This window comes from Marinilabilia rubra, from assembly GCF_003121985.1.
In the GTDB taxonomy this organism is placed as follows: Bacteria; Bacteroidota; Bacteroidia; order Bacteroidales; family Marinilabiliaceae; genus Marinilabilia; species Marinilabilia rubra.
This window is the reverse complement of sequence record NZ_QEWP01000001.1, coordinates 152,748-166,923: the sequence shown is the minus strand read 5'-3', so window position 1 is coordinate 166,923 and position 14,176 is coordinate 152,748. Positions and strand designations below refer to the sequence as shown.

The window sequence follows — 14,176 nt, the reverse complement described above, 5'->3', positions numbered from 1 at the left end:
TTTGATGGAGCCGGAAATTTTTGTTGATGTAATACTGCCTCTGCCTCTGCCAAGGCTTTTTACTTATTTTGTTCCCGATGACATGCAGGACAATCTGCAAAAGGGAATGAGGGTAGTAGTGCCTTTTGGCAAAAAGAAGCAATATTCGGGCATCGTTTTCTCAGTTCACCAAAACAAACCGGCAGAATATGAAACAAAGCCACTATTGTCAATCATTGAGCGAACACCAATAATCAATGAAAAACAGCTGGATTTCTGGCAGTGGATGGCAGAGTATTACCAATGCACACTGGGCGAAGTATACAAAGCCGCTCTTCCCTCCGGATTGAAACTCGAAAGCGAGACCAGAGTTTATTACAACCCGGATTACATCCAATCCAATGAATTATCCGAAAAAGTTGAAAAAGTTTTGCTGTTTTTATCGGATAAGAAGTTTTGCTCTGTAGGTGAAATAAATGATTTTCTGAAACAGAAAAGCAGCTTTTCTTTGCTTCAGACTTTACTCGAAGAAGGGGCTGTTTTTGTAAACGAACGATTAAAAGAAGGTTACAAGGCACGCACTGAGAATTATTTGAGACTGGGCGAAGCCTTTCAAAAAGAAGAAGCTTTGCATGAGGCTTTCAACGCTCTTGAAAAGGCTCCCCGGCAACTTCAGTTATTGATGACCCTTCTTCAAAAAACCGGCGGCGCAGGACAGGCCATGAATGGAGCAGGCATCTCCCGTAAAGCGATGCTTGAAGGTAACAACAGCGCCACATCTCCGTTAAATGAACTCCTCAAAAAAGGGATTCTGGAGCAATATGCCCATGAAGTAGGCCGCCTGGACTTAGCCAATGGCCCAATAAAAGAAAAAAGCATTTTCTCTCCCGCCCAGGCCAAAGCTTTTAAAGAAATTGAGTCTGCTTTTGAAACTCAAAATGTGGTGCTTTTTCACGGGGTAACCTCAAGCGGAAAAACAGAATTGTATATCCACTTAATAGAAAAGAATATTGAAAAAGGGAAACAAGTGCTTTACCTGTTGCCGGAGATAGCTCTTACAACGCAAATCACCACCCGGTTAAAAAAACATTTCGGCAACAAATTAGGCATTTACCACTCAAAATTCAGCAGCGAAGAGAGAGTAGAAGTTTATCGCGATCTATTGGAAAACCATCACTATCAAATTGTGCTGGGCGTAAGGTCTTCTATCTTCTTGCCATTTACCAACCTTGGTCTCGTCATTGTTGATGAAGAGCATGAACACTCATTTAAACAGTTTGATCCGGCCCCCCGATACCATGCCAGGGATGCCGCGATAATGCTGGCCCACAAACATGGAGCAAAGGTCCTCTTAGGAACAGCAACACCTTCGGTTGAAAGCTATTACAATGCCAAAAGGGGAAAATACGGACTGGTGGAACTATTCACAAGATTCGAAGACATTCAGTTACCCAGGATTCTGGTGGCCGACACCAGGGAAGCCAGGCGAAAAAAACAGATGAAGTCGCACTTCACTCCCCTGTTGCTCGAACATGTGGAGTCAGCATTATCCAATAACAAGCAGGTAATTTTATTTCAGAACCGCCGGGGGTTCTCTCCTTTTCTGGAATGTACAGTTTGCGCCTGGGTACCACGATGTAAGTTTTGTGACGTAAGCATGACTTACCATAAAAAGATGAACCAACTGGTCTGTCACTACTGCGGACATACCGTAACCACACCACAAACCTGTCATGCCTGCGGCAGCCCTTCTTTGTCAACCCAGGGGTTTGGTACCGAAAAAATTGAAGAAGAAATTAAAAACATTTTCCCTGAGGTCCGTGCCGGCAGGATGGATCTGGATACAACACGATCCAAAAAATCTTACCAAAAGATCATTTCTGACTTTGAATCAGGCAACATTGATGTCCTAATAGGAACTCAGATGGTTACAAAAGGGTTAGATTTTGACAATGTCAGTGTAGTGGGTATCTTAAATGCGGACAACATGCTCAACATACCGGATTTCAGGGCATTCGAAAGAGGATTTCAGATGATGGCCCAGGTAAGTGGTCGTGCGGGCAGAAAGAACAAACAGGGAACCGTCGTTCTTCAAACCTCTGCACCCGATCACCCAATCATAGGTTATGTCGTCGAAAACGACTATGCCACAATGTATAAAACCCAAATTGCCGAGAGGCAAATGTACAAATACCCACCATATTACCGATTAATGAACCTTATTCTGAAACACAAACACAAACCTGTCGTAGACAAAGCAGCGGAGGCATTGGCAAATCAGCTTAGAGCCATACTGGGAGACAGAGTATTAGGCCCTCAGGAACCCCCTGTTGGCAGAGTCCAGAATCAATATCTGACCAGAATAATGCTAAAATTTGAAAAAGGGCATTCCCCATCACATGTTAAACAGCTGGTAAACGATGCGGTCAACAATATTCTAAGCCGGCAAGAGTGGCGATACGTTACTTTGCAGGTAGATGTTGACCCTCTGTAGCGAATAAGATGCTTGTTATTTTTTATAACTTTGCATTCCAATGTAAACCTCTTAAAATTAGCTTAATACCTGTTAATTAAATAAATATATGACCAATTCGGTGGTATTTTTTTAATAAAAGTATAACTTTGGCTGTTGCCAAAAAATGGGTACATTCCCGTTTTCTGCACATTTCAAAAATTTGTTTTTATGGCTAAAATAATTGCTTTAGCAAACCAAAAAGGTGGCGTTGGGAAAACCACAACAGCCATCAACCTTGCTGCAAGTCTTGCAGTTCTTGAATACAATGTACTGGTGATTGATGCAGATCCTCAGGCCAATGCTACATCCGGGCTTGGCTATGATCTGCGCGAGGTGGAAACGAGTATTTATGAGTGTATTGTTGATGGGGCTGACCCCAGAAAAGCCATTCAAAAGGGAGAAATTGAGCATTTATATCTTCTTCCTTCCCACATCGACCTCGTAGGAGCAGAGATTGAAATGCTCAACATGGATGATCGTGAAAAGGTTTTGAAGGGCGTAATCAATGAAATTAAAGACGAGTACGATTTCGTTTTGATTGATTGTTCTCCTTCATTGGGATTAATAACTGTAAACGCCCTTACAGCCGCTGATTCGGTTATCATTCCTGTTCAGTGTGAATACTTTGCACTGGAAGGTCTCGGTAAACTATTGAATACCATAAAGATCATTCAAAATCGTCTGAATCCCGAATTGGAAATCGAAGGCTTCCTGCTAACGATGTACGACTCACGATTGCGACTTTCCAATCAGGTGGTGGAGGAAGTTCAGAAGCACTTCCAGGACATGGTATTTCAGACCCTCATTACCCGTAACATCAAGCTTAGCGAAGCCCCCAGTTACGGAAAAGCTGTGGTTATGTACGACGCTTCATCCAAAGGAGCCATGAATTACTTAAATCTGGCACGTGAAGTACTGCAAAAGAACAACATGACCAAGATTGACAACAAAGATAAAGTAGCCAAATAACAAACAATAGATCGTTAGAGATTAGACATTAGAGGTTAGACGTTAGAGGGTAGAAATTAGATTGAGGTTAGATTGAGGTTAGATTGAGATTATCAATCTTAACAAAAATACATCTTTAATATAAATACTGACTCATAAGCGCTTACTATCCCGAACCTTTGAGATAACGGACTATTGATTAACATAGAATATAGAAGATGGCAAGAAAAAACGCACTGGGACGAGGACTGGGAGCATTGATTGACAATTCGGAAGAGTATTCTCAGGGGGCAGCGGCCCCCAAGAAACCGGAAGCTGCAATTAATGAAATTCCCGTTGACAAAATTGAAGGAAACCCCTGGCAACCCCGCTCTCGTTTCGATGAAGAGAAATTAAATGAGTTGGCAGCATCCATCCGCGAAATTGGCATTATTCAGCCACTTACATTGCGTAAAGCGGCCGATAAATTTCAGCTGATTGCAGGTGAACGTCGTTTCAGGGCTGCTAAAATAGCAGGGTTGAAAACCGTTCCTGCTTATGTGCGCATGGCTGAAGATGATACCATGCTTGAAATGGCATTGGTGGAAAACATCCAACGGGAAGATCTTGATCCCATCGAAGTAGCCATCAGTTACCAACGACTAATGGATGAGTGCAGCCTTACCCAGGAGAGTATGTCGGAAAGAGTTGGAAAAAAGCGCTCTACCATCTCCAATTATCTCAGGTTACTGAAGCTTCCTGCTGAAATACAGTTGGGTTTGCGTGAAAAGCAAATCACAATGGGACATGCCAGAGCCCTGATCAATCTTGACGATCAAAAAGGGCGCATAAAAATTTTCGACCAAATTGTAAAAAACGACCTCAGTGTCCGCAAGGTTGAAGAGCTGGTGCGTGAGTTGGCCAAAGGGAAAGAAACAGAAAAGAAGGAACAGAAAAAGGAAGAGCTACCGGCTGAATATGAAGATTTGCGTCAGCAGTTATCCAACTTCTTCAAAACCAATATTCAGTTTTCACGTGGCAATAATGGAAAAGGCAAAATCGTGATCCCTTTTCGCTCGGACGATGAATTAGAAAAAATCGTAAACGTGCTTGACAAAGCGAAAACCAAATAAATCAAAAAGGGTGAGAATGGATTTTATGACGTGGCGAGGCTTCACAAAGTTACTTGCGGTCTTATTTATTTTATACATGGCAGGAACGAGCTCCCTGCAAGCCCAAATCAAGCAAGGGGTTGATACAACCATTGTTTCGCAAAGCACGACCGATTCTATCTCTATCACAGAAGGAACAACGGTAGAAGAAGCCTTTAAACAAAAAGAAGAAGAGAAAATTCATTCTCCTCATAAAGCCACATTCTATTCAGCTATATTACCAGGACTGGGACAAGCTTACAATAAAAAATACTGGAAAATTCCAATCCTATACGCAGGAATTGGTGCACTTGGCTACGCAATACATTTTAACTCGACTAATTACACCAAGTACAAAAATGCTTACAGGGACTTCCTGATTCGCGACCCGGGAAATAAGTCTTATGAGAAAGTAATTCCGGTAAATCTTACAGTCGAAGATGTAGAAGGACAATATGCCGATTGGTTCCAGCAAGCACTGGAAAATAAAAGAGAATATTACAGACGTTACAGAGATTTAAGTTACATTGGAATGGCAGCTGTTTACCTGTTAAATATGATTGACGCAACTGTAGATGCCCACTTTTACAATTTCGATGTCAGTGATGATCTTTCAATGAATATTCGCCCTGCAGTATTGGAACCGGATCCCTTTTCAGGCAATAAGATTGGCATTCAATTGTCATTAAACTTTTAACCTCAGCCCAGACTGAAACCTTAACCCCTCATAATCGTAACAACAGCATTTCGCGGACAGAACGGGCCATTTCTGATTTCGCAAAAAACTTCGCTCCTTTCTTTTAAGCAAAAACAAAACATCTGATCATGATGATGCCTTTTTTATCAAAAAAACTAATTCTGTGCTTTAGCATAGTTTCTTTTTATTTTCTGTCTTTTAATTGTGCCAGAGCACAGGTTGCCATGACAGACACAACAAAGTCCATCCCAGAGCCGGAAAACATGGATGTGTTTGCGGAGTCTCTTGACAGCCTTGTGAACATGTGGTATATGAGCACCAATCCGGGACTGGTGGTTGACACTATTTATGATGATTTTATTGCAGAAGGGAACAAGACATCCGACTCGGTTTACATTGAACGACTCAATAACATTGTTTCTCCTTTCGAGCTAAATTACAACAATCATGTAAAAGCTTATATCAATTTGTACACTCAAAAAAGGAGAGAACAGGTTGAAAGCATGTTAGGACTTTCTGCATATTATTTTCCAATGTTTGAACAAGCCCTGGATGCTTACGGGCTGCCCCTTGAATTGAAATATCTGCCGGTTATCGAATCGGCATTGAATCCCCGGGCCTTCTCGAGAGCGGGCGCCTCAGGATTGTGGCAGTTCATGTATTACACCGGAAAGCAGTATGGTCTCAACATCAATTCTTATGTTGACGAACGGCGGGATCCTCATAAATCAACTCTTGCAGCAGTCAAGTTCCTCAGTGACTTATACGATATTTATGGCGATTGGCAATTGGTTATTGCAGCCTACAACTGCGGCCCGGGTAATGTTAACAGGGCCATTCGCCGAAGCGGTGGAAAAAGAAATTTCTGGGAAATCTTCTACCTTCTGCCTCGAGAAACAAGAGGGTATGTACCTGCCTTTATTGCCGCTACTTACACCTTTATCTACCACAAAGAGCACAACATAATACCCAAGGCGGCTAAGTTGCCGTTGGCCACCGATACCGTTATGATATCAAAGCCGCTTCATTTTTCTCAGGTAGCTGAGATGCTGGACATGCCAGTCGATATTATCAGGCATTTGAACCCCCAATACAGAAAAGATATAATCCCGGCACAGAAGGAAAGTTATCCTTTGCGATTGGCCTTCGACCGGTCAACTACGTTTGCTACCCTTGAAGATTCTATATATACCCATAACAGAGAAAAATATTTTACAAGCAATCAATTGGTTGTAAAGCCCGGTAGTTCATCCGGCAGCTCTTTTTCGCCCCCGCCTGGCAAAGAAAAGATCTATTATACTGTAAAATCGGGTGATGTGGTCGGGCTAATTGCCGATTGGTTCGATGTTTATTCCTCAAGTTTACGCTATTGGAATAACATCAGACGAAACATGATTCGGGTTGGCCAAAAGCTTGCAATATTTGTAGATAAGGATAAGGTAGATTATTACAAAAGCATTGCAAGGCAGAAAAGTGGTTATTCCGCACCTTCATCCCAGCAACTGGCCAGTGCCAGCGAAGATGGAGACTACATCTACCATACTGTGGGCAGGGGTGACAGTGTTTGGTCTATAGCACGAGAGTATCCGGGGGTAAGCGATTCTGACATCTTGCGGTTAAATAACATCTCTAACGCTCAAAAAATTAAGCCTGGCCAAAGATTGAAAATAAAACCAAAATCGTAACTTTCGATGCCATGAATTAATCAGGTTAAGAAATAGCGGATGATACGTCCGATTAAAATATTTTTATATTTCATTCTCACTGCTCTGTTAATCGCCTTTTTAGACAAGGCGTTGAACGATGCTGGCATTTCCCTGATTCCGGATATTGCTACCATAAACGGCGAGCAGGAGCAGGATTCTTCAGAAGTTTCATTGCATATTTCTCCTGAAGAAAAACTGCCGCCGCAAGATTCTTTGCAAAAAGAGTCCCCTGATTCTCTAAAGAATGATTCGTTTCCGGAAATTAAAACACCGCTTTTTGTTAACGATTCGGTGCTGACGGCTCCTCCCGGCTTTCAAAAAAAATTCCGTTCATTCTGTAATAAAGCGGCAAACGCCAAGATGAATCAAACAGTAGTGAGAGTTCTTCACCTTGGGGATTCTCAAATTGAAGCAGACCGCATCACCGGGGTATTGCGTAATCACTTTCAGGGTTTATATGGAGGATCGGGCCCAGGATATGTAATGCCATACGACCCTTTAAAAATTAATGCCACAGTTCAGCTGTCAAACAAGGGACAGTGGCATCTTTCGTACAGTTACCGAAAAGGCAACTATCCAGACACCATTAATTTTGGTTTTTCAGGAAAAGCGGCTTGGTATTCGGGAGGTTCTGCGGGCTTTAGCGTCAACCCCATTCCCTGGAAAGCCCATCGTTTAAGACAACACCCAAATGTCGGTTTGCTGGCCTCTTCTCTTCTTGATACAGTTGGAGTCAGGGCTTTTTATGCAGACAGTCTGGAGATTACAACCTCTCTCTACCCTTCCGATAGTTTGCAGATCATAAAGATCAACAGTGAAGGATCCGATAATATCCAATTTTCCTTTGAGTCAGATCGGAGTCCTGTTATCCACGGAGTAACGCTGGATGCGTACAGCGGAATTGCCGTCGACAATCTTGCGATGCGCGGACGCCCCTGGCCCGGTTTCAGGCTTGCTAATAACGATATGTTAAAACAAATGGCCAGGAAACTAAATGTGGGGCTTTTAATTATCCAGTTTGGAACCAATGTTTTGCCCACCGAAACCACCAATTACAATTTTTACCAGATTCATTTCTTAAAGGAGTTGCAATTAATTCAAAAGCTATTGCCAGATGTTCCGGCACTTGTAATTGGCGTTCAATCGGCCGCAAAAGTTGCCGCAGGAGAGGTAGAACCCATGAAACATGCCCGTTTAATTTCTGAGGCTCAAAAATCAGCCACACTAGCCTGCGACATGGGCTTTTTTGATCTTCATAAAGCCATGGGCGGGACCAACGGCGCTGTTGAGTGGGCCAAACAAGAACCCTCTCTTATGCTTTCAGATTATATGCACTTTAGTGGCAAAGGAGCCAGAATAGTTGGAGACCGGATATGGACATCGCTGGATTCATTAAGAGTTAGAATTCCGTCAGTAGAGTAACGAAACAAGAAGAATGGAAGCACTCCTCCAAATACCGGAATATCAGCAAGGTGAACCTTTTATGTTTACTTCTGCCTTATTCTGGGTGTTTTTTGGAGTAGTTCTTCTGGGACATGCCTTGATTTACAGGCACCGTCTGTTACGTACCGGCTTTCTGTTTCTGGTTAGTTTGTTTTTTTATTTCAAGGCCGGAGGTTACTTCTTTTTTCTACTCGTCATCTCAACAGTCGTTGATTACTTCATTGGTCTTGGACTGGAACACTTCACGAAACACTGGAAGCGAAAAGTTTTACTAATCCTCAGCCTGTCGGTAAATCTGGGAATGTTGGGCTATTTCAAATATGCCTGGTTCATTGCAGATGTATGGGGTGACATCTTCAATCAAAGTGTAGAGATGAAGGATTGGCTGGCCATTTTCTCAAATGCTGTTTTTGGCAGCAATTTCAGTGTGGATGATATAATTTTACCGGTTGGAATTTCTTTTTTTACATTTCAGACGATCAGCTATTCAATGGATGTATACCGACGACAACTGGCACCGGTGCATAATATAGTAGATTTCGGATTCTATGTCTCCTTTTTCCCGCAATTGGTGGCTGGCCCCATTGTCAGAGCCAGAGAATTTGTGCCACAACTTTACCGCCCTTTTGTCCTTACTGAAAAACAAGCCTGGCATGCCTCCTTTTTAATCATTTCGGGGCTCTTGAAAAAAATCGTTTTTTCCGATTATATTGCTGTGAATCTGGTGGATCGCGTTTTCGAAAGCCCGTTTCTTTATTCGGGGTTTGAGATTTTGAGTGGAATTTATGGTTATACCCTCCAAATCTATTGCGATTTCAGTGGTTATACCGATGTTGCCATTGGTCTGGCACTGCTTCTGGGATTCAGATTACCCCTGAACTTCAACAGTCCATACAAGGCATTTTCTATTACGGAGTTCTGGCACCGCTGGCACATATCTTTATCCAGTTGGCTACGTGATTATCTTTATATTCCTTTGGGCGGTAACCGCAAAGGCAATCTTCGAACGCACCTGAACCTCTTGATTACGATGACACTCGGGGGATTGTGGCATGGCGCCTCATGGCGTTTTGTACTTTGGGGCGTATGGCACGGCCTGGGGCTTGTAGCCGATAAAATGATGAAACCTTTAACCTCAAGGTTACCCCAATGGATTGCCGGATGGACCGGATTTATTATCACCTTTCATTTTGTTGTAGCCGGATGGATTCTGTTCCGGGCCAATGACCTTGAAAGGGCAGGAGTGATGACAAAAAGAATATTTACAGCTTTCAACTCCGGCATGATATTACCGGCTATCCAGTCAAATATCATGTCCTATACATTGATTATAACAGGCTTTATTCTGCATTGGCTCCCGGCATCTCTTAAAGAAAAATTCAGAGGCTGGTTTATAACCATTCACTGGTCTGCCAAAGTGGCACTGATTGCCATCGCTGTGGTTTTTATGCTGCAATTCAGAACGGCAGAGGTTGTTCCATTTATTTATTTCAGATTTTAACCCACGCATTGCGTGAAGAGCCATCCATCGACATTCTTCACTTAAGCCATGGCAGGATTTTTGCTGCCAAAATCATCGGAGAAATAAACAAGTAAACCTTTTAATTATTGTTAATAATTTATTGAGCTATGTTTTCATCACCTCTGATTCTTATATTCCTCTTCTTCCTGGTAGCCAGCTGGATTGTTAGTTCCCAATTGAAGAGTCGTTTCAAAAAATACTCAAAGACTTCGCTTGACAGTAATTTATCGGGGCGTGAAGTGGCTGAAAAAATGCTTCGTGATAATGGGATTCACGATGTAAGGGTTTTACCCTCACGCGGACATTTAAGCGACCATTACAATCCGGCCAATAAAACTGTAAACCTGAGTGAAAATGTTTACCATGGGCGGAATGTAGCCGCTGCGGCAGTGTCAGCCCACGAATGTGGCCATGCCGTTCAGCACGCCAGAAGTTATGCACCGCTGAAACTAAGAACCACTCTTGTGCCCTTACAGAATGTGAGTTCTAAGATTTTAAATGCAGTCTTCATCATGATGTTTGTTGGAGCTTTTATGCTACCAAGCTTAATCCCTTTCGAACTGGCCATAAAAATCATCATTGCATGTTACGCCGTGTTCACTGCTTTTGCATTCATCACATTACCTGTTGAGATCAATGCCACCCAAAGAGCCCTTGCCTGGCTTCATTCTGCCAACATCACCAGCGGTCGAAATCACAATCAGGCACGCGACGCTCTGAAATGGGCTGCTTATACTTATGTGGTAGCCGCATTATCTGCTCTGGCCACACTGGCCTACTGGGTTATGGTACTTCTTGGAAACAGAGAATAATGTTTAGTATATACGATAAAAGCCCTGTTTTTCATTCATGCTGATTTGCAGGGCTTTCGTTTTTTCACCCCTCCAGACAGGGTTTAGATTATTTTCAGAGATAGACATCTCTATCTGAGAGGCTTTTCCCTAATATGAGAAGAGACACTGAAAGACTATTTCTAATGCTACCACTATTCAATAGATCGTTAGATTTTCCGACACCTGACAGACGTCAATCAGGTAAGATTAAAGACCAACCATATAATACTAATAAGCAGGGCTTTAAAGCAACAAGGCACATGACTCCAAAAGTTTTATTTACAGACCTTTACAAAACTCACCGGAATATTAACTATTACAATTCACTAAGAAAAGTCACCCACTCAGAGCACCTGCCAGACCAGGAATATTCTTCTTTTGATGAGAATCCTGATAAGACTCGGCCATATCCATCATTTTTCGAACAACACCTTGAACATTATCAGGATAGTTTACAGCCACTTTCTCCCCCATTATTACCCAGTCTCTTAATTGAGGGAGTTCATTTGAAGAAAAGCTGCGCAAAACAGGAATTTCCATTTCTTCGAGCATAGCAGCATTACAAGATTGCTCATATTGATTTTTCATGGGTACCACACAAAGTTTCTTTCCCAGGTATAAAGCTTCAGAAGGGGTTTCAAATCCTGCATTAGACAAGACGCCAGTACTTCCTGCCATGCTTTTTAAGAAAGTGTCATTATCAATCGGCATAACAGAGATGTGGTTAAAAGAATAAGGAACCTTGGCGTGTTTGGAGAAAACCTGCCAATTTACTTCCCTTATACCGGAAAGCACACTGATAATCTGAATATCAGAATAAGCAGGTAAGTAAACGGTATAATGACCATTGTTCACTGTTGATAACTGACGAACAGACTTCCGGATAACAGGTGTAAAAACCTTATTGCTTAGTGCACTAAAATGAAATCCGAGATGATCCGTTGTCGGAGCATAGTGCTTCAAAATACCTCTCCCCCACCACTTGGATTGTTTAGGTTGTGGGACTTTTGGATTAATGACAGCTGATTGATGGCTCATTCCAAAACACCTTTTACCTTTAATACGGCAAGCCCAGGCCGACACAGGTTCAAAATCAGAAATTACCAAATCATAATCATCAACAGGTAACTTTGTAATCTCTTTAAAAAAGCGAGCTAAAGAATTCTTCTTCCAGGTTTTTTGAAGATCAATACCCCCATTCGTGCCGAAAAAGAAGCCAAAACCCTGCATTCGATACTTAATATCAAAAGGCAATTGCAACTCACAATGCTGGCCACTCAATAAAACATCAACGTTTCCATATTTCCTGAATTCAGGAATCAGATCAATAGCTCTGGCAAGATGGCCGTTTCCGGTTCCCTGAATGGCATATAATATTTTCATTTTTCTTTCTGTTAATTCTAACCTGCTTTATTCACAAATAATCTATTCCGATGTCCAACTAGCTGCAAAATACAATCGTCCTCAATAAAATGGATTTGAAAATAATTAATACGATTATTATTATTTTTATGGTCGTATTGAACTCGCAAACTTGCTCGTTTCATTATTTGCCTGCATCCATTTTATCTGCGGTTAATTGTATTTCTTGATATTTAGACATCTCATAACGATAATTCATGAATAAAGCAGGCTAAGTTATACTATTCAACTACCCATTACTTCCTTAAAGGCACTTATAAATACGGCTTTGGATGGTCGTGAAAAGCTCTCATCCGCCGACAACTCCTCTGTTTCGGACCAATGAGGCTCCCAGTATTTCAATTGCCAATCGCCATTTTCATACTCCAGAGCTGTAAGGCTTTCCACCCAGTCGCCAGAGTTGAGATATCTAATTTTTCCTTTATCCGCTTTAATTGTTTTGTCTGCAGGAGTGTGAATATGTCCGCATATCACATATTCATATTCCTTTTCAACTCCAATACCGGCAACCGTGCGCTCAAAGCGGGAAATAGCATGCCCACTACCTTTTACTTTCTCTTTTATACTCCGGGAAATAGACAACCGCTTTTTCCCGAAAACTGAAAGTACTCTATTTACTAACTTATTCAGGATAGTAAGCATTCCATAGCCTTTGGCACCAAGTCGGGCAAGCCACTTGGAATGATGCATAAAAACATCAAAAACATCACCATGAAAGATCCACGATTTTTTACCGTCAATCGTTAAAACCACCTTATTGACAAAAGAAAAATTGCCAAGCTTTAAACCCGCAAAACGACGCATAACTTCATCATGGTTTCCGGCTACATAAATCAGCCTGGTGCCTTGTTCCATCATTTTTATTAGCTGACGAACGACCTTCAAATGCGAAGGAGGAAAGTACGATCGGGTAAACTGCCAGCCATCTACAATGTCACCGTTTAAAACCAGGATCTCAGGATCAATCCCTTTGAGGTAATCCAAGATCTGAGGTGCTTTACAGCCATATGTGCCAAGATGCAGGTCGGAAATCACAGAAGCTTTGATCCGGCGTTTTTTGATGTGTTTGATTTTTTGCATATGCTGCGTATTAGTTTCTTGATGCAAGATTAATCACACAGCAATAATTGAATGTAATCCCTGGGCAAACAAATTGTTAAGAAAAATCCCCGAAAACCAGCATTCATAATTCAGTTTTTGGGGGTTCTTAATTTTTCCTTAGAATAAATGGCCCGAGACGGGAATAGTCAGAAACTGTTTGGCCTCAATTTGAGCAACCCAATCATTTGATTCTTTCAGTTCTGTCAAAACAATACAATTGGTTTACAGAATCCTGAAACTTCGGATTGCGAATGCATTAGTTAGGATGTCACAGGTGGAATTTGTAAGCTAAAATCATTAAATTTGAAATAATCAAAACAAAACATTATGGACATACATAAAAAAAGACAATTCATTCATAGCCATTTACACCAGGTAAAAGAACCTGATGTTAATGAAATCTATGAGAAAATAGTAACATCGTTGAATGATAGAAAAATAGAAGAATCAGAGGAAGACATTATTGAGGACAGATTAACAGATCATGAGGAACTGAAAAAAGAAATTAAAAATTGGCGACATTCAAAATAAAGTGGACAAACAGAGCGAAAAAAGACTTACGAAAAGTTTACAATTTCTATTCGGAAACAATTAATGAAGATAAATCTATTGAGATAATAACCTCTCTTCTAAACAAAATTGATATCCTCACCAATGAAGCCGTGGTGAAAATCAGAACCAATGATAAAGAATTCTCCCATCTAAAACGAAACTACAAAAAGCTAATTGAAGGAAATATTAAAATCACTTACAGAATTAACAAACAAGAATGCAAGGTCTTCATTGTTCGTGTATTTGACACGCGTCAAAATCCCACCAAAAACCAATAAAAAACCCCGGAAAAAGATGCCAAAAGCTCTAATCCGGGGATATCAATGTC

General features: G+C 41.4%; 12 protein-coding genes. 10 read left to right on the top strand and 2 right to left on the bottom strand.

What is annotated here, in order from left to right:
* The first annotated feature begins 4 nt into the window (after positions 1-4).
* The 8 genes from priA to DDZ16_RS00745 all read left to right on the top strand — a co-directional run bounded on the left by priA (position 5) and on the right by DDZ16_RS00745 (position 10,752).
* Positions 5-2,473: a replication restart helicase PriA gene (priA, locus tag DDZ16_RS00780; protein WP_109262510.1), complete on the top strand. Its 2,469-nt coding sequence runs from the start codon at positions 5-7 to the stop codon at positions 2,471-2,473.
* 189 nt (positions 2,474-2,662) lie between these two features.
* On the top strand, positions 2,663-3,463 hold the full coding sequence (locus DDZ16_RS00775; protein WP_109262509.1) for a ParA family protein: 801 nt from the start codon (positions 2,663-2,665) through the stop codon (positions 3,461-3,463).
* A gap of 197 nt (positions 3,464-3,660) precedes the next feature.
* Complete coding sequence (locus DDZ16_RS00770; protein ID WP_109262508.1) at positions 3,661-4,554, top strand: ParB/RepB/Spo0J family partition protein; 894 nt, start codon at positions 3,661-3,663, stop codon at positions 4,552-4,554.
* 16 nt (positions 4,555-4,570) lie between these two features.
* Positions 4,571-5,269: a DUF5683 domain-containing protein gene (locus DDZ16_RS00765; RefSeq protein ID WP_109262507.1), complete on the top strand. Its 699-nt coding sequence runs from the start codon at positions 4,571-4,573 to the stop codon at positions 5,267-5,269.
* Between the two features lie 224 nt (positions 5,270-5,493).
* On the top strand, positions 5,494-6,954 hold the full coding sequence (locus DDZ16_RS00760) for a lytic transglycosylase domain-containing protein (RefSeq protein WP_232526517.1): 1,461 nt from the start codon (positions 5,494-5,496) through the stop codon (positions 6,952-6,954).
* Positions 6,955-6,993: 39 nt separating this feature from the next.
* The gene (locus DDZ16_RS00755) at positions 6,994-8,397 is read left to right on the top strand and encodes an SGNH/GDSL hydrolase family protein (RefSeq protein WP_109262506.1); all 1,404 of its coding nucleotides are present in this window, start codon (positions 6,994-6,996) and stop codon (positions 8,395-8,397) included.
* 13 nt (positions 8,398-8,410) lie between these two features.
* Entirely contained in the window at positions 8,411-9,919 is a 1,509-nt protein-coding gene (locus tag DDZ16_RS00750) for an MBOAT family O-acyltransferase (protein WP_109262505.1), read from the top strand.
* A 128-nt stretch (positions 9,920-10,047) separates the two neighbouring features.
* The gene (locus tag DDZ16_RS00745) at positions 10,048-10,752 is read left to right on the top strand and encodes a zinc metallopeptidase (protein WP_109262504.1); all 705 of its coding nucleotides are present in this window, start codon (positions 10,048-10,050) and stop codon (positions 10,750-10,752) included.
* A gap of 357 nt (positions 10,753-11,109) precedes the next feature.
* Here DDZ16_RS00745 and DDZ16_RS00740 read toward each other — a convergent pair whose 3' ends face one another.
* Both DDZ16_RS00740 and DDZ16_RS00735 read right to left on the bottom strand, forming a co-directional pair.
* Entirely contained in the window at positions 11,110-12,156 is a 1,047-nt protein-coding gene (locus DDZ16_RS00740; RefSeq protein WP_109262503.1) for a glycosyltransferase family protein, read from the bottom strand.
* A 264-nt stretch (positions 12,157-12,420) separates the two neighbouring features.
* Complete coding sequence (locus DDZ16_RS00735) at positions 12,421-13,275, bottom strand: UDP-2,3-diacylglucosamine diphosphatase (RefSeq protein ID WP_109262502.1); 855 nt, start codon at positions 13,273-13,275, stop codon at positions 12,421-12,423.
* Positions 13,276-13,623: 348 nt separating this feature from the next.
* Between DDZ16_RS00735 and DDZ16_RS00730 the strand changes: the two genes are divergently transcribed.
* Together DDZ16_RS00730 and DDZ16_RS00725 are read left to right on the top strand one after the other, a co-directional pair.
* Complete coding sequence (locus DDZ16_RS00730; RefSeq protein WP_109262501.1) at positions 13,624-13,827, top strand: hypothetical protein; 204 nt, start codon at positions 13,624-13,626, stop codon at positions 13,825-13,827.
* Entirely contained in the window at positions 13,809-14,126 is a 318-nt protein-coding gene (locus DDZ16_RS00725) for a type II toxin-antitoxin system RelE/ParE family toxin (protein ID WP_109262500.1), read from the top strand. The genes DDZ16_RS00730 and DDZ16_RS00725 overlap by 19 nt, the downstream gene beginning before the upstream one ends.
* Positions 14,127-14,176: the final 50 nt, after the last annotated feature.

Excerpts from the sequence above, each read along its gene's own strand:
- priA (WP_109262510.1), top strand. The coding sequence starts at position 5 with ATGGAGCCGGAAATTTTTGTTGATGTAATACTGCCTCTGCCTCTGCCA.
- DDZ16_RS00775 (WP_109262509.1), top strand. The coding sequence starts at position 2,663 with ATGGCTAAAATAATTGCTTTAGCAAACCAAAAAGGTGGCGTTGGGAAA.
- DDZ16_RS00770 (WP_109262508.1), top strand. The coding sequence starts at position 3,661 with ATGGCAAGAAAAAACGCACTGGGACGAGGACTGGGAGCATTGATTGAC.
- DDZ16_RS00765 (WP_109262507.1), top strand. The coding sequence starts at position 4,571 with ATGGATTTTATGACGTGGCGAGGCTTCACAAAGTTACTTGCGGTCTTA.
- DDZ16_RS00760 (WP_232526517.1), top strand. The coding sequence starts at position 5,494 with ATGACAGACACAACAAAGTCCATCCCAGAGCCGGAAAACATGGATGTG.
- DDZ16_RS00755 (WP_109262506.1), top strand. The coding sequence starts at position 6,994 with ATGATACGTCCGATTAAAATATTTTTATATTTCATTCTCACTGCTCTG.
- DDZ16_RS00750 (WP_109262505.1), top strand. The coding sequence starts at position 8,411 with ATGGAAGCACTCCTCCAAATACCGGAATATCAGCAAGGTGAACCTTTT.
- DDZ16_RS00745 (WP_109262504.1), top strand. The coding sequence starts at position 10,048 with ATGTTTTCATCACCTCTGATTCTTATATTCCTCTTCTTCCTGGTAGCC.
- DDZ16_RS00740 (WP_109262503.1), bottom strand. The coding sequence starts at position 12,156 with ATGAAAATATTATATGCCATTCAGGGAACCGGAAACGGCCATCTTGCC.
- DDZ16_RS00735 (WP_109262502.1), bottom strand. The coding sequence starts at position 13,275 with ATGCAAAAAATCAAACACATCAAAAAACGCCGGATCAAAGCTTCTGTG.
- DDZ16_RS00730 (WP_109262501.1), top strand. The coding sequence starts at position 13,624 with ATGGACATACATAAAAAAAGACAATTCATTCATAGCCATTTACACCAG.